Raw genomic sequence first — 23504 nt, 5'->3', positions numbered from 1 at the left:
AGTTACATATAAAAAGAGCTAGAACTTAAAAAAGCTCTAACTCGTATGAAGCTTAAAACTTTTTAGGCTTATTTTTGTTTGAGAAAAAAACGTATTATTAAAAAGAAAAAACTTAGGATAAACCCCAACAAAGTACCAGCGATACAAATTATTGCTCTTCTAGGTTTAAACTTTTCTTCAGGGATAACCGCAGGATCTATCGTTTTAAATGCATATTCATCACGTACGTTAGCAAACATAATTGTCTTTGTTTGTTCTTCTACTAACTTGTATAAAACACTTCGAATATCTGAAACTCTTGTTTTTTCTAATTGCTCTGTTAGAAATTCAGTACTTTTAACCGCTTCTGTAACATCTCGCTGTTTAACCTCAGAGTTTATATCTTCAACTAACCAATTGACCCACTGTTGAGCTACAAATGGGGAGATGTGCTCTACTGAGAGCGTAATAGTCCCACTCTCTGGATCTGAGTTTGTACTGACTATTTTAGAAAAAACTTTATAAGCTTCCTGCATCGAGGGCTCTGCATTTCTAGGGGCTTTAACTTTTCTTAACCACTTATTTTCGGAAACAGCATAAATTTCTTCATTATATGACAGCTCACCACTGTCAACACTCCAGCTTTTAGCCGCCATCAAATCGGGTAATATTGAATGCTTCTCTATAAAGCTACTTGTAAACTTTCGCGATTGTAGAATTTCAAGCGCGAGTTGAGTTTTATCAGCTCCGCCACTGCCAAGGTCAACACCTGCTATCCCAGCTAAACCACCAAACTGACTTGCTAAGCCAGCTAAACCATTTGACTGTTTAGACTCAGCAGGAATAAGTACAGCCTCTGCTTTATAAATATTTGGTAAATTAATAGCGTAAAAAACAGACAACACTGCAAAAATACTCGATACAATAATTATAAGTAACTTTCCACGCCATATGCTGGCGATTAAATCACGAATATCTAATTCATCATCTTGGTTATATGAAACTCCTGTTTCATATTCACCCTTTATATTATGTTTAGTCATTACTTAATTTTCACTTAAATTATTCAAATTAGATAAACAGATTTAAAACACCATTTCCTATATGCTGCTGATTGCGGCTACTGCTACACCTAATTGGTATAGTATTTGAGTTGCAGTACTCCATAAAGTCAGCTTGTCCATATGATCTGCGTTCATAGGTATGACGATTGTATCACCAGCCTCTAACTGTTCTGAATTATTAGCAGCAAACCAGCCGCCTGTGTTTGGTATTTTTACTGAGCCATTTGCTTTAATTATGTAAATACTGTCTTCATCAGCGCGATCTTTAAGACCACCACTTAAATCAATGTATTCATCAACACTTATACCTGCTTTGTATAAATGAGAGGTAGAGTAATTAACTTCACCTATTACGCTAATCGAGTCACGCTTGCTTGGCACATATAAAACATCTCCGTCTTGAAGCACTAAGTTTTGTTTGTTTTCAACAATAAGTGGTAAGTCGATAACTAAACGCCCTACCGCTTCAACACTCGCTAAGTCATTTAATAACTTATTCATTTCGTCATAAGAAAGTGAATTACTACTTACTGAGTTTTGAAAGCTCTTTGATGCAATATCACGACGTAACTCGGTTGATAAGCGAGCTAGCTGTTGTTGTTCTTGTTCTTTAATTGAGGCACGGGTGAATACAGCTGCTTTTTGTTCTGCAAACTCAGAGAAGCCGCCTGCACGCTCAAGTAACTCAGTTAGTGTTTCGCCGCGGCGAATTGTGTATGTACCAGGGAACCTTAGCTCACCTTTAAGCTCTACTTTTACGTTTTCTTGCCAATTTGGGATAGCGAATACGTTAATGCTGTCTTTACTTTGCAATGTAATGTTGCTTTGTAAATCACCACGCATTGCACTTTCAAGGTCTAAACGTAAGTGTTCTATTTTAGACGCGTCACTTGCAACAATACGCGTAATCTCAGCTTGTTTTACGTAGGCAGATTCTAGCAAGCCACCTGCTGCGGTTACTAAATCACGTACATCACCGCCTACCATTAACGGGTAAACACCTGGGAATGTAACGTTGCCGCTAATTTCTACTAGCTGCATAGCCTGCTCAACTGAGGCTTGCTGCTTAAATTTGGCAATAATGGGGGCTAAAAGGTTATGGCGGCTAAATAAAGCGTAATCTTCAGGCTTTAACTCAAGCTCGGCTTCTTCTTTTGCTTTACGTTTTGAAATTTCGGCTATTGTGAGGGCTTTATTTTCTTCAAAAATAAACTCTTCTACTTCTTGGTTTATACCGATGTATTTTTCAAACTCTTTTTGCTGATATGTATGCCATTGCTCAGCTTTAAGCTGTTGTTCTTGTTGCTCTTGGCTCAACGCCATATTAGCAAGTGCTGATTTTTCAGCTTCTTTTTCTTCAAAACGGCTAAATACTATGATTTTGTCATTAGCTTTTAATGCTAAATTGTTTTCAGGGTTTTTAATAATGGCTTGTGCTACATCAAATTGGTGCGCTTCTATATCACCATTTATGTTAATTTCGCGAATAACTAGGCCGTAGCTTAAATCTGCTTGTGGCAACAAATCGCCACGTACTGATTTTAAAACATCTGAAATACGTTTACCTTGATACCATTGATAATTCCCTGGTCGCGCTACAGCACCAATTAAGCTAATAGAGTTTTGGTATTGTGAGCTTACAGAATTAAAGCGTACACGGTCGCCATCTTGCGGGATGTAGTTAATTTGTGGCTTAGTAAAGTCTACTGATAGCACTTCTTTGCGATCAAAATTGAAACGCTCTACCACTGCATTTTTAGCATAAGCACCCGGTTTTAGGCCCCCTGCCATAGTGAGTAACTGCTTAGCTGTTTCGCCTTTTTTAAGTTCAAATATTGCAGGGCGTTTAACTAAGCCATCTACAGTAACTTGGGCACCTACTGGTGGTACAAAAACGACATCGCCAGGCTTTAGTACTATATCGTTGCTGCTATCGCCATTGATTAGTAAATCGTAAAGGTCGAAATTAGCTACTGTTTTACCAGCGCGTTTTACTTGTATGTTACGCAGTGAAGCAATTTCAGACACACCACCACTTACAAACAAAGCATGTGATACGGTTGTTAAAGACGATACGCTGTAGCTGCCTGGTTTGTAGGCCTCACCTAATACAAGTATGCGCATACTTCGCAGTTGGCCCAGTGAAACAAAGGCTTTTACACCGATTACTTCTTGCTCAACTTTTACTTTTATTAGCTCTTTAATTTCGGCAAATGTTAAGCCTGCTACTTCTACAGGGCTTAAATCGGGAATGCTAATACGCCCTTCACGGTCAATAGTTACATCAAAACTATCGCTTTCTTTACCGTAAAAGTTAATTTTTAGTTGATCCCCTGGACCTACTATATAAGTGTCAGGTACGGCTGCATTTTCACTTGGCATAAATGTGGTGGGTTCACCGGCAAAAAGCTCGTAGCCGTAAGGCTTTAATTCTTCTGTTTTTGGCTTAAAACGCTCTTCGTCAGTTAAGTCTTCTTGTTCTTTTTCTGGGCGTTCGCCGATAGTTGACTGCTGCTCATTTGAGTTTTCGTCATTTGATTGATTAGCGCCGGTGATCGTAGAAATATCTACACCGTATTGTTTTGCTAGGGCTTCTTGCTGGGCTTTTGGCAATTTTTTAAATTGCTCAATTTGTGAGGCCGTTGGCGTAAAAGCCATGGTACTAAAACTACAAAGTAGAATAAAAGCACTAAAAAATTGTGTAAAAACTTTCACGAGTAGGTATATCCCTAGGTCTACAACCAAAATTGGTGGCTATAATACATTAAATCTAAACAAATAAAAAAGGGACTTTCGTCCCTTTTGTCACTTAAATGTCATTAAATACGGTTTTTGGTTAAAAACTGTAAACTAACGTTAATGACGTTTCTGTATCTGTGCTTTCTTCGTCATCAGCAACATCTGAGTTGTTGGTAACATTAAAAGCGACTTTCATTTGCAGCGAGCCATTTATTTTTGCTAGCAATGCAGTTTCTGAACGCGTTTTGGTGTTTGAGTCACCGTACTCAACTGATACAAGTTGAGTAAAACGTGCACTGTCTGAAATCTGCCAGTTGTAATCAAGTTTACCTAAAGCAATTACTTCACTGTCGCTTTCGCCTGCAAGTAGGTTACCGTCGTCATCAACTTGCGTGCTGTCGTCTGAGTATTCAAAAAATTTGTAACCCGGACTAAACTCTGCATTTAACCACATATCTGGTTGGTCAATTAAACGTAAGCCGTAACCAGCAGAAATTACAGATTCAGTTCTATACGCGCCAAAGTAGTCTGAAACGTGTGAACCATAAATGAATAAATGAATAAATGAGAATTCTTTTCATTTAATTTGTAATTACCTTGCGCAGATGCAGAGTACTTTTCGTTCGTACGCTGCTTGTCTTTGTCGCCGTTGTCATCCTCTACTTCATCTTCTTTATAGATGCCGTCGATTTTGTACTCGTTATTCCAGTTTTCTAGGTGATGTAATTCCTTTAAACCGCCTTTTAACGTTGTAGTTTCAGTGTTACCACTAGTGACAATAGCACCTAGCTCGCTTGTTACTTCCCACGTTTTTTTCTCTGCGTCTTCAGCGAATGCGTTAGTTGCAGCAGATGCTGCAACTAACAGTGTTAAAAGCTTTAATTTCATTAAAAATAACCTATTTAATCCTAAAAATTATACTAATTCGCTTAATTAAGTAATCTATTTTGAGGCTGGAAAAACGTGTTGATAGCCAGGCAAAAAATTCGCTATTTAGTTGTTCTAAATGAGAATTTTTTAACGCAGCTAGCGACACGTTTAACCCCGCAAAATGATTAAGTATTATTGCGGATTTGTATTAGTCTTGCTTGTGTAAATGTACATCCATTTGTGGAAATGGGATTGTAATGTCTGCATCATCTAATGCAATTTTAATGTTCTCTAATAATGCCCAGTACGTTGGCCAGTAATCACCAGAGTTTACCCAAGGACGCACAATAAAGTTTACGCTTGAGTCTGCAAGTTCAGAAACTGCAACAGTGTATGCTGGATCTTTAAGTAAACGAGTCTCTGCGTCAAGTACTGACTGTAATACTTCTTTTGTTTTACGTAAGTCAGCATCGTAACCTACACCAATTACTAAATCGATACGGCGAGTAGACTCACGCGAGAAGTTAGTAATAGCACCAGACATAATTTGTGAATTTGGTACGATAATTACTTTGTTATCTGGGGTGCGAAGCTCTGTAGAGAATATTTCAATTTTTTTAACTGTGCCCATTTTACCGCCAGCTTCAACAAACTCACCTGATTTAAATGGACGAAGTAATATAATAAGTACGCCAGATGCAAAGTTAGACAGCGAACCTTGCAGCGCTAAACCAACAGCTAGGCCAGCCGCACCTAAAATAGCAATAAACGAGGTTGTTTCTATACCGATTTGCGAAAGTGCCATTAAAATAGTGGCAGCAAATACGATGGCATAAACTATACTCGATACAAATGAGCCTACAGCTTTATCAACTTTCTTTTTATCGAATGTTTTTTCTGTTAAACCTGCACAAAACTTGGCAATACGGCTACCAAGTAAAAAGATAACAAGCGCAATAACTGCTTGAATACCGTAGTGTAAAATTAGGCCTGAGTTTTCGTTTAGCCAAGTAAGTATTGAATCCATAGTAACTCCAAATAGTTTTTATTAAGCAATTTCCCGCAAGTGAGTATACATTAATTTACATTTTATTCTCATTAAATAGTAAATTATCACTACAAAATAGTTTTTATTGTCAGCGCTATTACGTTACACACTCTTTATGAACCTTTACTGATTAGTGGGCAATTTTATGAAATATTTATTTTTTTTTGATTTTTTTTAATTTTAGGCTTCACAACAATTATAATATTATGTATTATGCGCGCCACACCAAACGAGGTGTGTAGTGGCGGTTGTAGCTCAGTTGGTAGAGCCCCGGATTGTGATTCCGGTTGTCGCGGGTTCAAGCCCCGTCAATCGCCCCATTCTTTTCCTTTTGTTCCTGTTTTATCCTCCGTTCGTTTTTTCAATCTAAATTTACTCATCTATCTAATTTACCGAATATCTTACTTGATCAGATACTAATTAGTTTGCTGTTTACAATCGCACAATAATGCACCAATATACTTTACATATAAACAGAAAGTGCTACCTTATTAACGTTTAATAGCATTTAGTATTAGCAAACCACCACTTCTTCTTGGGATATTCTAACGAGCATGATCAAACACGCTATTTTTATTTTATTACTTGGTTACCTTTCTTTTGCTAGTTTGAATGCAAAAGCTCAAAATAATATTTCCTATGTAAAGCTACTTGGTGAACTGCAATATTTAATTTCGCAAAAGCAATTTGATGAAGCATACAAAAGCAGTCAAAAACACTATAAATATTTGGGCGAACCTGACTTTGACTATTTGCTTGGGGTTTCAGCACTAAATTCTGGTCTTTCTGCTCCGGCGGTATTTGCTTTTGAGCGAGTAATAGAAGCAAAACCACAGTGGTATGAAGCACGTTTATATTTAGTAAAATCTTATATTGCTGCCAATAATTTACCTGCAGCTAACGCTCAAGCGACTTTATTAATTAATACTGATACTTCACCAGAGGGTGTAAAAAAAGCGGCTCGTTCTTTATTAGCAACATCACAGCACAAGCAGCGCTTAACAGAGCGTACATATGATCAGAGCATTGAGCTTGCATATGGTGTAGATGGTAACGTTAATGCAGGCACCTCTGAGGATACAATTTTAATCCCTAATTTGGGTGAGTTTTTACTATCACCAGAAAGTAAAAGCACCGACGATAATTATATAAAGCTAAATTATAAAGGGCGGTACTTTCACCCCATTGACCAGCGAAGCTCTTTTGCTTTAGGTGTAAATACCGATTGGTATAAATTTAATGAGCTATCTGAATACGACCGTATTAATACCAATATATCAGGTCGATACCAACAAAAGATAAATGATAATACCCTGTGGTATTTGCAAGCTGGTATTACGCCTTTACTGTTAGATGGCGAGCTATACAGAACCGAGACATCATTAACAAGTGGCGCTAGTTACCAGTTTGATAAACAATTAAGTGTATTTGGAGCGCTATCAATTGGCCTTATGAATAATACATTTGATGAGAAACTAGATAACTCCTTTTACACTCTTAATATAGGTGCAAGTTATCTGTCTCAAAAATGGTACCAAAGCGTTAGCGCAAACTTTAAAAATGAAAGCGCTAACATTGACCAAGGTGAGTTTAATGCAAGAAGCATTAGCGGAATTTATTACCAAATAAATGCATTACTTAGCCAACAATGGCAAGTCTCTGCACAAACAGGGTATCAATGGATTGAATATCAGGATGAGCACCCGCTATTTCTTCAAGAGCGAAGCGATAACCTATTGATACTTTCTAGCTCGTTACGCTACTTAGTTAATAAAAGTTTAGCGTTGCAATTAGCATTGAACTACCAAGACAAAACCAGTGATATTTCTTTGTTCGAATACGATCGCTTTGATACCAATATAAGCGCAAGTTACTCATTCTAATTAAGGTACTTATGAAACATTTAATTCCGGTATTAACCACCTTACTTTGTGTGAGTTTTTATTCTCAAGCGAGCACAACTGTTGCAGGAAAAACTATTTTAGCCCGGGGCGCTGTACTTGCTACAGATGCCGAATCCGCTCAACAACGAACACTTAAGCGACGCGACACGGTATATGGCGTTGATAAAATAACGACTGGCGAAAAAAGCAAAGCGCAATTTTCAATGTCTGATGGCGGCTTAATAGCATTAAAAGAAAACTCTGAGCTAAATATTGCTAACTATGAGTTTAATACAATGACTCAGCAAGGCTCTGCCTCTATTGAGCTAATAAAGGGCGGGCTGCGTTCTATTTCGGGTGTTATTAAAAAAAATGGTGGCGCGTTCAGTGTTAAAACACCGGTTGGATCAATTGGTATTCGCGGTACCCATTTTGAACTACAGCTTATAGATGGTGATATGTATGTAGCTGTTTGGGATGGCGCAATAGATTTAACACTAGAAGATCAAAGCGTTGTATCCCTTGGTAGTAATGAGCCTTTTTCTTTTGCGCAGGTTACCTCATTAGGACGCGTGATTAAAACAACTCAGGCACCTGCTGTTTTTACCCAAACCATAGCGACTATTAGTGATGACACAAGTGCTGAGCAACCAACAGAACAGCAATCAATAGTACAAAACAATACTTCAGAAAAAACGACAGATGCCGATATATCAATAACTGATGTTTATGCTCAGCAGCAATTTCAGGCGGTAAATGATGCAACCTTAATTGACCAAATCGCGCAGCGCCAAGGTGTTTTTAATTACCAAGCAACCAGTTTTGATGTGTCGTCGAGCCTAGGAGTAGTCAGTGATTTTTCTATGTCTATGTCGGTAGATTTTGATAACGGCACAGTTCCCGATGGTGAAATTAGCTTTAATGATGCTGGCGGCAACTGGTACGCAGCTTACAGCGGCTTAATTGATTTAACCAAACTAGATTTAGCCGTTACATTTGCTTCTCATAACAACAATAAAGCAACTGGCCAAATTGATGCTGTGTTTTTAAATGACATAGATACCATCACGGGTGATTTTAGCCTTAGTGAAATTAATAACCCTGCTGTAAATGCCGGTGGCGACTTTAGATTAGAACCTTAAGTAACCTGCACTGTGGGTAATAATTTTCTTAACTAGTATTCAGGTTAAGTAACTTGAATATAAAGCTTTTTATTGGAGTATGTAGAATGACAGCAAAGAACCTTTTTTTGCTCGGTTCAATGGTTTTTTTGCTTAGTGCATGTGGAGGCTCCGATGAGACAGCTCAACAAGACTCAGAACAGCTACCAGTAGAACAAGTTACACCCACCCCTTCTGCTACACCGATAAACCTTACAGGTATAACGGGTAACTCTGTTGTTACTAAAACACAGGTGTCGGGTGCTGTGGCCTCTAGCAGAGGGGTTGTAGGCACAACGGTTGCAAACTCTCAAGCTACAATAACTCTTTCGCAAATTAATGAAGTGATACAAGGCAATATCACTTTTTTACTTAGCGTATCTGATCCCGATGGCATTAGCGCAGTAAATTTAGTACTGCCGAGTGTAAATAAAAGCCTAGCACTTTGCACACAAGCATGTGGAACAGATTTTGAGCAGTCGGTTATAGGGTTGAGCCCTTACTTTTATGGCGTTGATCCTGGTGATCTACGTTTAGAGATATGGATTACCGATAGCCTTAACAACCAGGTACTTGCAGACGCAGTGACGGCTAATTGGCAACCCTACCAAATAGAAGGCACAACTGCACAGCGAGACGGACAAACGATTAATTTAGCGTGGCAAGAAAGCGAAAACTTAAACCGCTACAATATTTACTTAGCAACCGAAGCTGGCATTACCACCAGCAATATAAATACGCTAGAAAATGGCCAGCAGTTTTTGAGCGTATCTGGCTCTAGCTTTAGTATAGACAACCTATTAGCTGATAAAAGCTATCAAGTTTTAATAACTGGTGTAGATGGCAGTGGTGAAAGTGGCTTTGCTGAGTTAATTAACGTAGCACCGCAAGGAGGAGAGCTAAACTTTGCGCCAAAAGCGGTAAACGATCAATTTTTAGTTAATGAAGATCAAGCCTTACAAGGCAACGTTTTAACTAACGACACTGATGAGTACCATGGGGAGCTATATATAAACACAACCCCTTTAGTTACCCCTCAGCATGGCAGTATTTCACTCAGCGAAAGCGGTGATTTTACTTATACGCCACGAGCTAACTTTAACGGCATTGATGCATTTAGTTACCAAGTAATTAATGAACTTGGGATGACAGATACCGGTATTGTAGAAATAACGATTAATGCTGTAAACGATGCCCCCATAGCCCTTAATAACACATACAATATAAGTGCTGACGGAACGTTATTAGTTGGCGCCCCCGGCTTATTAAATAACGACAGCGATATAGACCAAGATCTGCTCACTCTAGATACAACGCCTGTTAGCCTACCGAGTAAGGGTACTCTCACACTTGTTGCTGATGGCAGCTTTGAATATGTAGGTAGTGCAAATATGCAAGGCACTGATAGTTTTCAGTACCGTATTTTTGATGCTCAAGGTGCTGAGGCTATTGCAAGTGTTACAATTAATGCACTGGATCAAAATAGCCCGCCTACTGCTGCAAACGATAGCTATAGTGTAGATGAAGATACCACACTTTTAGTTGATGCAAACCAGGGTTTACTTGCTAACGACACAGACCCTAATAATGATACTTTCATCATTGATGATACTTATATTGTTTCACCTGCCCATGGGCAATTGCAATTGGCTACCGATGGTAGTTTTTCATATATTCCTGATGCTAACTACTACGGTATCGATGAATTTCAATACCAAGTGATCGACAATTTCGGTGCCACGGCCACTGCAACGGCAACACTCACAATAAATAGCACGCCTGATACCCCTAATGCTCAAAATGATGAATACCAATTTCAGTATAATCAAACATTGGTTATTTCAGCTGAAAATGGCTTACTTAAAAACGATGTAAACATAGAGCCAGGTAATCTCACCGTTAACACCACTCCCGTAGTTAACGTACAAAGCGGTACTTTAGCACTTAACGTTAATGGGTCATTTTCCTATCAACCCGATTCAGATGCATTAGATGTTGATAGTTTTACTTATTCAGTTTCAAATGAACAAGGGCTAACATCCACAGCACAAGTTGTGTTAAGTAAAACAGGGTCTAACTCCCCTGCTGAAGCTAATGATGATGAATATACGATATTAGAAGACAGCCCAGCTACTTTGTTAAACGTATTAGAAAACGATACAGATGCCAACGGCGATACACTTACCCTTACTAATGTTACAAATACAATCGGCAGCGCACGCATTGTAAACAATAAAATTGAGTATACACCTGAGCCCAATTACTTTGGTGAAGTAACCCTAAACTATACGATTTCTGATGGCATTGCCGATGGCACGCCAGCTCAAAGTAGCGCAATAGCCACCCTCATTATTATACCGATTAACGATGCCCCCATTGCGGTGGCTGATAGCGCCGCAATGCAAGAAGATGCATCGCCAATTTTAGTTGATGTGCTTGCCAACGATACTGATATAGACAGTAACAATTTAACTATAACAAGTGTTGGCACCGAATTTGGTTCAGCCAGCATTGTTGATAATAAAATTCAGTATAGCTCTGCACCTAACACTCATGGCGTGGCAATTGTAACGTACAGTGTATCCGATAATAACGGCGCAGAAGCAACGGCTAATTTACAAGTAACCATTTCGCCAGTTAATGATGCACCCATAGCAAATGCCGATAGCATTACCATTACAGAAGACGCTACTGCTACCTTAATAAATGTATTAAGTAACGACACAGACATAGATGGTGATACCTTAACTCTTAGCTCTGCTAGCAGTGATATTGGCAGTGTCTCAATTGTAAATTCTCAAATTCAATATACCCCTACAGAAAACGATAATGGCACTGCAACAGTCGGCTATACAATAACCGACGGTACGCAAAGTGCTTCTGGGGTACTTACAGTAACAATTACCTCTGTTAATGATACGCCGGTAGCAAACCCTGATACCGCAACCATTTTAGAAGATGCTGCGCCAACGAGTATTAACGTAATAGCTAACGACACAGATGTAGACAACGACCCCCTTGCTATTAGCACAGCAAGTGCAAGCACCGGCTCAGTATCGGTGTCTGGCAGTAACCTAGTTTACACACCTGAGGCAAACTTTAACGGCCAAGCCGTTGTAAATTACACACTTACTGACGGCACGACTACCGCCGCAGGTGTGCTTACGGTAACGGTAACAGCAGTTAACGATGCACCTGTTGCTAACCCCGACTCAGCGACTATTTTAGAAGATGCTGCAGCAACAAATATTAACGTACTTGGCAATGATACAGATGAAGAAAACGACGCTCTTTCTATTAGTGCGCTAACGACCACATCAGGTGCAGTTACAAGTACAGGTAATGATGTAATCTTCACGTCTGAGGCCAATTTTAATGGCCAAGTAACGGTAAATTATACCCTAAGTGATGGTACTGATACGGCTATGGGCGTACTAACAATAACAGTAACGCCCGTTAACGATGCCCCAATTGCAAACCCTGATTCTGCCACCATTTTAGAAGATGCCGTAACAACAAACATTAATGTATTAAGTAACGACACAGACCCTGAAAATGACTCGCTCACGATAAGCGATGCAAGTACCAATACTGGTAGCGTTTCGGTAGCCGGTAGCAACCTTGCTTATACTCCAGAAGCCGATTTTAACGGTCAAGCAGTTATAAATTACACCCTAAGTGATGGCACCGATACAGCCTCTGGGGTACTTAATATTACGGTTACACCGGTAAACGATGCGCCAGTTGCCAACCCTGATACAGCCACAATAAATGAAGACAGCTCGACTACTGTAAATGTAGTGGCTAATGATACTGACACTGAGGGCGACTCACTCACTATTACCACGGTTTCTGCTGACTCAGGAAGCGCAACCATTGTGGCTAATCAAATACAATATACACCGCAAGCTGATTATAACGGCACTGCAGTTGTTACCTATACAATTAGTGATGGCGAGGCGGCTACATCAGCTACACTTAATATCACAATCAATTCAGTGAACGATGCGCCGGTAGCAACCCCAGATACTGCCACTATTTTAGAAGATGCCGCAGCAACAAATATTAATGTGTTGGGCAACGACACTGATGTAGAAAACGATACACTTTCTATTAGTGCTGTAACTGCCACATCGGGCACGGTAACAAGCTCTGCAAGTGATGTAATTTATACTCCAGATGCAAACTTTAATGGTCAAGCCACTATAAATTACACCCTAACTGATGGCACTGATACAGCCAATGGCGTGTTAACTATTACGGTTACCCCAGTGAACGATGCGCCAGTTGCAAACCCTGATACAGCTACTATTTTAGAAGATGCCGCAGCAACAAATATTAATGTGTTGGGCAACGACACCGATGTAGAAAACGATACACTTTCTATTAGTGCTGTAACTGCCACATCGGGCACGGTGACAAGCTCTGCAGGTGATGTAATTTATACCCCAGATGCAAACTTTAGCGGTCAGGCTAGTGTAACTTACACCCTAAGTGATGGCACCGATACAGCCAATGGCGTGTTAACTATTACGGTAACCCCAGTGAACGATGCACCAGTTGCCAACCCAGATACTGCCACTATTTTAGAAGATGCCTCAGCAACTAGTATAAATGTATTGAGCAACGATACAGATGTAGAAAACGATACACTTTCTATTAGTGCTGTAACTGCCACATCGGGCACGGTGACAAGCTCTGCAGGTGATGTAATTTATACCCCAGATGCAAACTTTAGCGGTCAGGCTAGTGTAACTTACACCCTAAGTGATGGCACCGATACAGCCAATGGCGTGTTAACTATTACGGTAACCCCAGTGAACGATGCACCAGTTGCCAACCCAGATACTGCCACTATTTTAGAAGATGCCGCAGCAACAAATATAAATGTGCTGAGCAACGATACAGATATAGAAAACGATACTCTTTCTATTACTTCGGTAAATGCTGATGTTGGCGCCATTTCTAGCTCTGGTGCTAATGTTATTTACACGCCAGAAGCTAACTTTAATGGCCAAGTAATCGTAAATTATATCCTAAGCGATGGTACAGACACTGCTGCGGGAACATTAACCATTAATGTAACCCCTGTAAATGATGCGCCTGTAGCGCAACCTGATACAGCAACTATCAATGAAGATGCTCCCGAAACAACCATTGACGTTATAAGCAACGACACCGATGCAGATGCAACCGATACCCTAGCTATAACAGCCGTTACAGCAGATATTGGTACAGCGAGCGTTGAAAATAATGAGATTAAATATACCCCCGCCTTAAACAACGAAAGTACAGCAACACTCACCTACACGTTAAGTGATGGTACTGATGAGGTGCAAGGTAATTTAACTATTACAATTGTAGCAATTAACGATGCTCCAACGGCAGTAAATCAAACTTTTGCTATTGGTGAAAATGCCACTGATGGAGAAACAATTGGTACTATAACAGCGTCTGATATTGAAAATGACACCCTCACATTTAGCCTAAGCGGTGGCGAAACCTCTTTATTTAATATTGATAGCAATAGCGGGTTGTTAACCGTAAATAGCAACAGTGCCTTTAATTTTGAAATAGCTACACAGCACACAGTTAATATTGATATTACCGATAACGGCTCTCCAAATGAAACCACTACAATAACCATTAATGTGAATATTACGGATGAAGAAGACCCATTAATTCCTGTAGAAGATGATACATTTGGACGAGCGATTAGCGAACAGTTAGATCTTTCGAGCGTTTTTTCAAACGGTGAATTTAACGATAGCATTGAGCTTAACACTAACCTTTATTTTGTAGGTTACAATAACAACACAGATACAGATATCGTTGTTGTTTCTTATACCAATACGGGCGATTTAAACACTGCATTTAATAGCAGCGGCTTTAAAACGATAGATTTTGGTGAAGATGAAACAGGCACGGCTATTATCTCTGGTAATGGCGAGTTATTTATAGGTTATTCAAGCTTTAATGGCTCAGAAACTGAAGCATGTTTATTAAAAATGAGTGCTGCAGGCGTTATAAGTACTAACTCTGGCGACGCTAACAGCGGTACTAAATGTACAACACTGGCTAGTGAATCTGTAATAAACGACCTTGAGTTCACCGACAATAAAATACAAGGCGTTGGCTACTCGGTAAATGGTTCAGACAAAGACAGTTTATTCCTTAAATTTGATGTATCGACCCTCGCTTATGAATCAGGCAGCCCAGGTATAGTAGATGTAAGTGGCCAAAACCTGGATGATGAATCGCACGCTATTAAAAACTTTGGTAACTCTAATTTACTTGTAGTGGGAAGCAGCATAGGTGAAGAAGGTGATTTAGATGCAACCATCAGATACCTTATTCCTGATGGCAACAATAACGGAAGTTTTAACTCTGGCGATGCGCTTATATTAGATTTATCGGACGAAGAAGGTGACGATGAGCTACTTGCAGTTGGCGGAGTAGACGCAGTTAACTTTAATGCCTTTTTAGGGGGATATATTACTCGCTCTTCAGGTGAGAAAGAGGCTGTAATGATCTCAATTGATAACAATGGCAATATTGATGAAAATATAGGGGATGAAGGAATCGCCGTATACAATATTGATGAAAACTCGGGTTCTGCTAATGGCGGCGCACAAATAACGGGTGTGCAATACGCCCCTATGAGTAATCAAATAATCCTCTCAGGTACTACTGGTGTGGAAGCCTCTGATGATACTCAAAACGAGCAACTATTTTCGGCGCGAGTATCTATATCTGATGGCGCGCTTGACACTAGCTACGGCAATGCAGGCATAAACATCGTCTCTAACGTTATCAGTCATCAATCTGCTAATGCATCAACTATTGATGAAAATGACACTCTGTGGCTATCGGGCAAATTTAACGATTCATCTAATGAGCCTTTTGTAACGTCAATAACGAGTGATGCAAATTTAAACACCGACTTTGCAATAAATGGCTATACAAGTATAAATGACTTAAGTGTTAGCTCAGACGACTTATCGATGAATGTATTGCAGCTACAAAACGGCGTGCAAGCCAATAAGTTTTTAAGTGCCTCTATTGCACAACTTAATACTAATAATAAGCTAGTGCTCACTCGCTATAGCAGTGCAGGCATTATTGATACCAGCTTTAGCCTTGATGGTAGTAAAGCCCTAAATATTGATGTTGCGTTTAAAACCATTACTTTAAAAGAGCTTAGCGATGGCAGCATCATTATTGCGGGTACACTCATAAACGGTTTAAACGAAGAAGGCTTTATAGCAAAAGTAGACCAGGACGGTTACCTAGATGAAAGCTTTGCCAGCGAAGGTATTTATACCACTGTAGATATATTAAATATCAATATTAACTTTGCAGATGTTGCAGTAGATAGCAGCGGCTATATTGTTGCTGTAGGATCTTCGACTAATGCTTTAAGCGTAACAAGATCGTTTGCAACGATGTTAAAAAGCGATGGTAATTTAGAAAATAGCTTTGCTACAAGCGGTGCTTACTACGGCAGCGTAAATGAGTTTTTTGAAACACTCTATATCGATGCAAATAAAGATATATATATTGCAGCAAGCAAGTATCTGGCAGTGACTCGCAATTAATAATGTTGAAAATAGACGATGATGCTAACGCGCTATTTAGCTATACAGATAGCCGCTCTTCGACAGATATTAGTGATAGAGCAGCAAAAATACTCGCCGATAGTGCGGCAAATCTCTATTTAGTTGCTAATGAAGGCACTACGCCAAACCAAGCGGTGATTATCAAGTTACAACCAGATGGTAGCGAAGATACAAGCTTTGCCACTAGTGGTGTTGGGCAATATCAATTAGCATCAAGTTCTGATACTAAAGTTACCGATGCGGCGATTGATACTACAGGTAATATAATTTTATCAGGCATGAGTGATTCTAAAGGGATGATTGCCCGCATATTAGCTAATGGCACTATCGACACCTTATTTGGAGAAAATACGCTTGGTTATTATCAGGCTAATCAATGCGATGGCACACATCAGTTTACATCAATGCTTTTACAAACAGATACCCAAGTGGTACTTAGCAGTACATGCTTTGATAATGCCTCTAATAATGTCAGTTTATCTAAGTTTAACTTTTACCCTGATGGAGTTAAGCCCTAAATTATGAAAGTTAAATTTTATGGCGTAAGAGGCTCAATGCCATCTCCGGGTGAACATACGCACCAATTTGGTGGTAACACCTCATGTGTGTATGTTGAGCAAACAAATGGCAAAGGCCTGATACTCGACTCAGGTACGGGCATTGCACAGTTAGGTGAAAAGCTCATAGAGCACACGACCCCCATTGCAATTTTATTAACGCATAATCATTGGGATCATATTCAAGGCTTTCCTTTTTTTAAGCCTATTTACCAAGCCGATCGTGATATAACCATTGTTGTAGGTGATGTTGAAGACGAGCAAACTAAAAATGCGATTTTAATGCAAATGTCTGGCTCTTTTTTTCCGGTTAGCTACCAACACTTACCTGCAAACATTACATTAAACACTCAGCTTGCTACTCAAAAAAACTTTACTCTAAATAGTTTTAACGTATTTACCGCGCCGTTAAATCACCCAGGCGGTGGTACAGCGTATTGTGTACATGCTGAAGGCAAAAAAATTGCTTATATAACAGATAACGAATTGGCCCCACCCGGTGTTGTTAAAACCACAGTTACCCAGTGGGCTGATTTTATTAAAGATGCTGACTTATTAATTCATGATGCACAATTTACTACCGAAGAGCTCACGCTTAAGCACGGTTGGGGGCATAGTACATTTAAGCAAGTAGCTGAATTAGCAATGCAAGCGTGTATTAAAAATTTAGCGATTATAAGCCACGACCCAGCAAGAACCGATGACGAGCTACTCGCAATAGAAACACATTTACAGGCAAATTATGGCGAGCATATTAATATTGAATGTGCCAGAGAAGGCCGAACTTTTGAGTTTACGCCAAGTAAGGATTAATAGTTATTTCTCGCGTTTATATTCCTAAAATTTACCGCCACCTATTTGTAGGCTTAACCATTACGCTGCTTATAGCTGCTGTGGAATTATTCTCTAGTGGCGCATTAGCCAAGCTGCTCAATAGGGTCGAAGGTATTATTTACGACTCTAGGCTATTGCTAACTTTACCCGATACTCCCCGTCAGCTCGACGAAACCGTTGTTATTATCGACATAGATGAAAAAACGATGCAAGAGCAAGGGCGTTTCCCGTGGAGCCGGGCAAAAATGGCAGACCTGGTAAATAAACTCACAGAGGCCGGTGTTGTAGTTATTGCATTTGATATATTTTTTTCTGAACCGGAAACAAACCCTGTTAACCAAATTCAATCTAGAGCCCCTGATTTATTAAGTGCATACAAAGTAGCGTTAAATGATATTAAACATCAGGTAGATGCTGATACCACCTTTGCTAAAGCACTCAATAGTAACGATACCGTATTGGGTTTTTTATTAAACAACGATACCTACAAACAGCGTAACCCGTTGCCAGAAACAAGCGTACTATGGCCAAAGAGCGAGCAAAGTAACTCCCAAGTAACCCAGTTTTTAGGCGCTACTGTTAATATACCTATGCTGCAAAATAGTGCCACGGGCAACGGATTTATAAATGCTCACAGCGAAAACGACGGATTTATTCGTAAAGCGGCACTGGTTAATAGAGTCGGTGATAAGCTCTATCCTTCTTTGGCACTTGAGGCAGCACGTTTATATACCTTAGCGGACAGTGTTGAAACACGCGCGAGTGCCCAAGGCGACCTGACTTTTTTTGAAGGGGTTAAATTTCATGAGCATTGGATTCAAACAGATGAGTACGGCCAAATTTATATCCCGTACAAAGGCCGTGCTAAAAGTTTTCAGTATTACTCTGCCACAGATGTATTAACCAAAAAAGTTACCGAGCAGCAATTAGAAGGCAGCGTAGCATTTATTGGTACATCCGCAATTGGTTTAGCTGATTTAAGAGCAACACCAGTGGGTTTACAATACCCAGGGGTAGAAGTGCATGCCAATATTTTTGAAGGGCTACTCCATCCAGAAATTTTACCTTCTCAACCCACATGGGCTTTAGGGACAACATTATTAATAATTACCTTTGTGGGCTGTTGCTTATCGTTTTTAAGTTTTCGTAAAAGCGCCCGCTTTATTGTCACACTTTCAGTGAGTATGGCTGGGCTAGTTATATTGCTTAATTTTTATTTATGGTCAGTACAAAAAATTAGTCTGCCGCTATTTATGCCGCTGTTACTTATTTCCCTATTAGCAGCCTACTTTGTTTTTATTGGCTCTATAGCAGAAATGAAGCACAGCCGAAAAATTAAATCGATGTTTAATCAGTATGTACCGCCTGACCATATTGAGCAGTTAATTCGCCAACGTAAACAGCTTACTCAGCAAAGTATAAAACGAAATATGACCGTATTATTTGCTGATATAAGAAGTTTTACTGCGCTGTCGGAAGGAATGAGCGCAAATCAATTAAGTGATTATTTAAATCAGTACTTATCGGCGACTACAAAAGTTATTTTTGATCACAGCGGCACAATAGACAAATACGTAGGCGATATGATTATGGCCTTTTGGAATGCCCCACTTGAAGATAGCGACCACGCAAAACACGGTGTTGAAGCAGCAATGGCAATGGTAGCAGGCCTTACAAGCCTTAATAAAGCATTTGCCAAGCAGCAGCTTCCTCCCATTAGCATTGGTGTGGGTATAAGCACTGGCGAAATGAATGTTGGCGATATGGGCTCGGTGTACAGAAAAGCCTATACAGTACTTGGAGATGCAGTTAATTTAGGCTCAAGAGTAGAAAGCTTGACCAAATTTTACGGGGTAGCTATTCTGGTTACAGAAGAGACAATGCTTGCTTGTCCACATATTGCATTTCGCTTAATTGATAAAGTACAGGTAGTGGGTAAAGTAAATGCAACTGAGCTATATGAGCCTGTCAACTTTATAGCTGATATAAGCGAAAGCCAGCTATTTGAAATTAAAAAGTCGTTCACTGCTATGCAGCATTACAATAATAAAAATTGGCAACTCGCTCTATCGTTATTTGAAGAGCTAAGTGAAACTGCCTTATTGAGTGATCACGTTTACCACATTTTTATTAACCGAATTAAAAATACCGATTTGCAAACTTTAGCACAGGATTGGAATGGCGCCTTTATCCACAAAACAAAGTAGTAATAATATGTCTGAGTACATTAAAGATAGAACAAATCTTCATCACTTTATTGATATTAGTATTAGGCTAACAACAGAAAAGGATGCGAGTAAACTTCTTGAAGAAATTCTACAAGTTGTTATGTCTATTTCTAACTCTGACGCGGGGACTATTTACTCTATTACAGATGACAAGCAGCTAAAGTTTGAAACGGTTATTAATAAATCTTTAGACCTCTATTTAGGGGGAGCTTCAGGGAAGCCCGTTGACTTTCCTAATATAGATTTGTTTATAGATGGAAAAGAAAACGAAACAGCTATTGTCGCTCATGCGGTTAACTCTGGTGAGATTATTAATATTCCGGATGTCTACGCGGCCCTGCCCTTTGATATGAGCGCTGCGCGTAATATGGATGCGCGTACGGGGTATCGTACTCAATCTATGTTAACGATTCCGCTAAAAGATCATACCGATGATATTATTGGTGTGATCCAACTGATCAACGTAAAAGATCAACACGACAATATAATCACTTATAGTGACGAACTTGTCACATTGATACGATCATTTGCATCGTTAGGCGCTATATCACTGACAAACTCTACCCTTATTAAGGGAATGGAAGAGCTATTTTCTAAATTTGTAGAAACCATTGCTATGGCCATCGACGAAAAGTCCCCTCATACAGGCGGACACTGTAAGCGAGTTCCTGCGCTTACTTTAATGCTTGCTGATGCTGTGCATAAAATTGACCGTGGTCCCTTGGCTAACTTTTTAATGAGTGATGCAGACCGCCATGAGCTAGATATAGCAGGCTGGCTTCATGATTGCGGCAAAATAGCGACCCCCGATCACATCATGGAAAAGTCGACCAAGTTAGAGACTATTTTTGATCGTATTGAACACATTGAAGCTAAATTTGAAGTTATTAAACGTGATTTAGAAATAAGCTATCAAAAACAAATTATCTCTGCAATGAAGCTCAATAGGCCAATTGAGGTTTTACAATTTGAGCGCTTACTCGATACCGAATTAAAACAACTTTCTTTAGACCGCGCGTTTTTGCAAAGAGTTAATGTGGGTGGCGAATTTTTATCAGATGAAGATGTTGCGAATATTGACCGCATTGCATCTCACTATCATTTAACTATAAACGGCAAAGATACCCCGTTACTAAACGCAGATGAAGTAGAGAATTTACAAATACGCAGGGGCACACTAACGCTCGGCGAGCGCGACGTTATGAAGCGCCATATGGATGTGACTAAAAATATTTTAGACACACTGCCATTCCCTAAACATTTAAGTAATGTGTCTGAATATGCATTGGGCCACCACGAAAAACTAGATGGTACAGGCTACCCGCAAGGATTAACTAAAGAGCAAATGTCGATTCCGGCAAGGCTAATGGCCATTGCAGACATTTTTGAAGCCTTATCAGCAGTAGATAGGCCTTATAAAAAAGCAAAGCCTGTGAGTGAGTGTTTAGCTATTTTAGGAAAAATGGTAGAGAACAACCATTTAGACGCCGATATATTCGCGGTATTTGTAGAGAGTGAAGTGTATAAGCACTACATAAATGAGTACGCAATTGCAGAGCAATTAGACTTTGTTGATTTAACCACCCTACCGGGCTATTCACCTATAAAATAAGCCAGCTAAACTTACTCAAGCTATAAAAAATGCCACCTTGCGGTGGCATTTACACACGGGTTATTTCTACAAGTAGAAATTCTTTTTATTTTTGATTATTTTTAAACAAAAATTATGCCGTAAATGTAGCACTTAGGCCTATATCTAGCAATAAAAAGGTAACCTGTAGTTATAAACCTGTACCAATTCCGCAATAATATTTAATCATTTTATGGGGCTAAACGTGCCGCTACCGGCGTTAAAAAATGCTCATTTACGACTGCATGGATGCACAAGGTAGAGCAATGCAGGCGCAATTGCCAAGAACAACTAAATAGCGAATTTTTTGCCTAGCTATCAACACGTTTTGCCATCCCCAAATTGATCACTTAATTAAGCAAATTGGTATTAATAACCTAAGCCGTGCTGGATAAACCAAATTTGCCATAGCTTAAGTTGTCATCGTTTTTAAACTTTGATACACACGTATTTTTCTTCAAGGTATTCATCAAGCCCTTGATGGCCGCCTTCTCGGCCTAAGCCTGATTGCTTAACTCCACCAAACGGTGCCACAGGGTTAGATATAACCCCTTCGTTAACACCAACCATGCCAAACTCGAGCCCTTCGCTAATACGATAGATCTGCTTGATATTTTGACTATAAAAATAAGCCGCTAAGCCATATGGAACATCGTTAGCAAGGGCTAGTACTTCGCTTTCCTCATCAAAAGGAATAACCGTTAATACCGGGCCAAATACTTCTTCGTGGTATATATCCATTTCGGTCGTTACGTTAGTAACAATAAGCGGGTTTTGAAAGCTGCCGCCTAAGTCGCCGTTATCCCCTATTAGATCTGCGCCTTTATCAAGTGCATCTTGCACAAGCTGCTGCACTTTTTCTTTCGCTTTTGGGTAAATAAGGGGGCCAATGTCTACGTCCTCTTCAAACCCATTGGCTACTTTTAATGCGGCTACTTTAGGCGTAATTTTACTCAGCACTTCATCTAAAATACTGCGCTGAATAAAAATGCGGTTTGCGGCTACACATGCTTGGCCACTGTTTCTAAACTTAGCCGCCATAAGGCCTTCGATTGCTTCGTCTATATCGGCGTTATCAAAAATAATAAAGGGGGCGTTTCCGCCAAGTTCCATGGAGGTACGTTTAATCGTACCCGCACACTGAGAAAGTAACTGCTTGCCTACGCCTGTTGAACCTGTAAAAGTAAATTTGCGCACCACTTCTGAGTCTGTAAGTATTTGTCCGACTGTTTTTGCGTCTTGCGAAATCAGTACGTTAAAAGCTCCTTTTACAAACCCGGCTTGATCGGCAAGGTATGCCAACGCCAAAGCACATAAAGGTGTATATTCAGAAGGTTTTAGCACAAAGCTACAGCCTGCAGCGTATGCTGGCGCCACTTTACGTGTCACCATAGCAACCGGAAAGTTCCAAGGAGTAATGCCAGCCACAACGCCTACAGGTTGTTTAAAGCTCGTTAATCTATGTGTATCGTCGGTTGGTGGGATCACATCGCCGTAACTGCGTTTAGCTTCTTCTGCAAACCATTTTATAAACCCAGCGCCATAGTCTATTTCACCTAACGACTCTTTAAGCGGTTTACCTTGCTCTTTTGTCATTAGCTCAGCAAGCGTTTGCTTGTGTTTTATTATCAGCTCATACCAGCGCATTAGCGTATTACTTCGCTCAGTGGCATTGGTTGATTTTAACTTAACAAACGCACCTTGCGCTGCCTTTATTGCGCTATTAACGCCTTGCTCGTCTATATCACTTACTTCAACAATACTTTTTTCGGTCGCGGGGTCGTCAACGCTAAAACGTTTATTGGTTTTATAAAATTCACCATTAATAAACGAGTCACAAAAAATTAGATTACTCAAAATAGACCTCCGAAATAGTTTTATGGGTTAGGTAAA

General features: G+C 39.8%; 11 protein-coding genes, 1 tRNA gene and 1 pseudogene. 8 read left to right on the top strand and 5 right to left on the bottom strand.

Going from position 1 to position 23504, the window contains the following annotated elements; all coding sequences use genetic code 11:
* Window positions 1-68: 68 nt before the first annotated feature.
* The 4 genes and pseudogenes from EJ103_RS02020 to EJ103_RS02005 all read right to left on the bottom strand — a co-directional run bounded on the left by EJ103_RS02020 (window position 69) and on the right by EJ103_RS02005 (window position 5679).
* Window positions 69-1022 carry a Wzz/FepE/Etk N-terminal domain-containing protein gene (locus EJ103_RS02020; protein WP_126005743.1) on the bottom strand — a complete coding sequence of 318 codons (954 nt, stop codon included), beginning with the start codon at window positions 1020-1022 and terminating at the stop codon, window positions 69-71.
* A 57-nt stretch (window positions 1023-1079) separates the two neighbouring features.
* Entirely contained in the window at window positions 1080-3701 is a 2622-nt protein-coding gene (locus EJ103_RS02015; RefSeq protein ID WP_241232290.1) for an SLBB domain-containing protein, read from the bottom strand.
* Window positions 3702-3879: 178 nt separating this feature from the next.
* Window positions 3880-4670, bottom strand: a pseudogene (locus EJ103_RS02010) (DUF481 domain-containing protein).
* Between the two features lie 190 nt (window positions 4671-4860).
* Window positions 4861-5679, bottom strand: coding sequence for a mechanosensitive ion channel domain-containing protein (locus EJ103_RS02005; RefSeq protein WP_024032471.1), 819 nt, complete (start codon window positions 5677-5679; stop codon window positions 4861-4863).
* A 265-nt stretch (window positions 5680-5944) separates the two neighbouring features.
* Between EJ103_RS02005 and EJ103_RS02000 the strand changes: the two genes are divergently transcribed.
* The 8 genes from EJ103_RS02000 (at window position 5945) to EJ103_RS01965 (ending at window position 21593) form a co-directional block, all read left to right on the top strand.
* Window positions 5945-6020 (top strand) — tRNA-His (locus tag EJ103_RS02000).
* Between the two features lie 234 nt (window positions 6021-6254).
* Window positions 6255-7583 (top strand): hypothetical protein, encoded by a 1329-nt coding sequence (locus tag EJ103_RS01995; protein ID WP_126005739.1) that lies wholly within the window; start codon window positions 6255-6257, stop codon window positions 7581-7583.
* A gap of 11 nt (window positions 7584-7594) precedes the next feature.
* Window positions 7595-8725 (top strand): FecR family protein, encoded by a 1131-nt coding sequence (locus tag EJ103_RS01990; RefSeq protein ID WP_126005737.1) that lies wholly within the window; start codon window positions 7595-7597, stop codon window positions 8723-8725.
* Between the two features lie 86 nt (window positions 8726-8811).
* Window positions 8812-16341 carry an Ig-like domain-containing protein gene (locus EJ103_RS01985; protein ID WP_126005735.1) on the top strand — a complete coding sequence of 2510 codons (7530 nt, stop codon included), beginning with the start codon at window positions 8812-8814 and terminating at the stop codon, window positions 16339-16341.
* A 2-nt stretch (window positions 16342-16343) separates the two neighbouring features.
* Window positions 16344-16880 carry a hypothetical protein gene (locus EJ103_RS01980; RefSeq protein WP_126005733.1) on the top strand — a complete coding sequence of 179 codons (537 nt, stop codon included), beginning with the start codon at window positions 16344-16346 and terminating at the stop codon, window positions 16878-16880.
* A gap of 3 nt (window positions 16881-16883) precedes the next feature.
* Entirely contained in the window at window positions 16884-17732 is an 849-nt protein-coding gene (locus EJ103_RS01975; protein ID WP_126005731.1) for an MBL fold metallo-hydrolase, read from the top strand.
* Window positions 17733-17812: 80 nt separating this feature from the next.
* A complete protein-coding gene (locus EJ103_RS01970; protein ID WP_241232289.1) occupies window positions 17813-19960 on the top strand; it encodes an adenylate/guanylate cyclase domain-containing protein in 2148 nt (715 codons plus the stop codon).
* A complete protein-coding gene (locus EJ103_RS01965; protein WP_126005727.1) occupies window positions 19932-21593 on the top strand; it encodes an HD family phosphohydrolase in 1662 nt (553 codons plus the stop codon). Before EJ103_RS01970 ends, EJ103_RS01965 begins: the two co-directional genes overlap by 29 nt.
* A gap of 447 nt (window positions 21594-22040) precedes the next feature.
* Here EJ103_RS01965 and EJ103_RS01960 read toward each other — a convergent pair whose 3' ends face one another.
* Window positions 22041-23468, bottom strand: coding sequence for an NAD-dependent succinate-semialdehyde dehydrogenase (locus tag EJ103_RS01960; RefSeq protein WP_126005725.1), 1428 nt, complete (start codon window positions 23466-23468; stop codon window positions 22041-22043).
* Window positions 23469-23504 lie beyond the last annotated feature (36 nt).

Origin of the sequence: Pseudoalteromonas sp. Xi13 (genome assembly GCF_003952205.1) — a bacterium.
GTDB classification, from domain to species: Bacteria; Pseudomonadota; Gammaproteobacteria; order Enterobacterales; family Alteromonadaceae; genus Pseudoalteromonas; species Pseudoalteromonas atlantica.
The sequence above is the reverse complement of the archived record's forward strand: the minus strand, read 5'-3'. Positions and strand labels throughout refer to the sequence as shown.

Excerpts from the sequence above, each read along its gene's own strand:
- EJ103_RS01980 (WP_126005733.1), top strand. The coding sequence starts at position 16,344 with ATGTTGAAAATAGACGATGATGCTAACGCGCTATTTAGCTATACAGAT.
- EJ103_RS01995 (WP_126005739.1), top strand. The coding sequence starts at position 6,255 with ATGATCAAACACGCTATTTTTATTTTATTACTTGGTTACCTTTCTTTT.
- EJ103_RS01965 (WP_126005727.1), top strand. The coding sequence starts at position 19,932 with ATGGCGCCTTTATCCACAAAACAAAGTAGTAATAATATGTCTGAGTAC.
- EJ103_RS02005 (WP_024032471.1), bottom strand. The coding sequence starts at position 5,679 with ATGGATTCAATACTTACTTGGCTAAACGAAAACTCAGGCCTAATTTTA.
- EJ103_RS02020 (WP_126005743.1), bottom strand. The coding sequence starts at position 1,022 with ATGACTAAACATAATATAAAGGGTGAATATGAAACAGGAGTTTCATAT.
- EJ103_RS01990 (WP_126005737.1), top strand. The coding sequence starts at position 7,595 with ATGAAACATTTAATTCCGGTATTAACCACCTTACTTTGTGTGAGTTTT.
- EJ103_RS01975 (WP_126005731.1), top strand. The coding sequence starts at position 16,884 with ATGAAAGTTAAATTTTATGGCGTAAGAGGCTCAATGCCATCTCCGGGT.
- EJ103_RS01985 (WP_126005735.1), top strand. The coding sequence starts at position 8,812 with ATGACAGCAAAGAACCTTTTTTTGCTCGGTTCAATGGTTTTTTTGCTT.
- EJ103_RS02015 (WP_241232290.1), bottom strand. The coding sequence starts at position 3,701 with ATGGCTTTTACGCCAACGGCCTCACAAATTGAGCAATTTAAAAAATTG.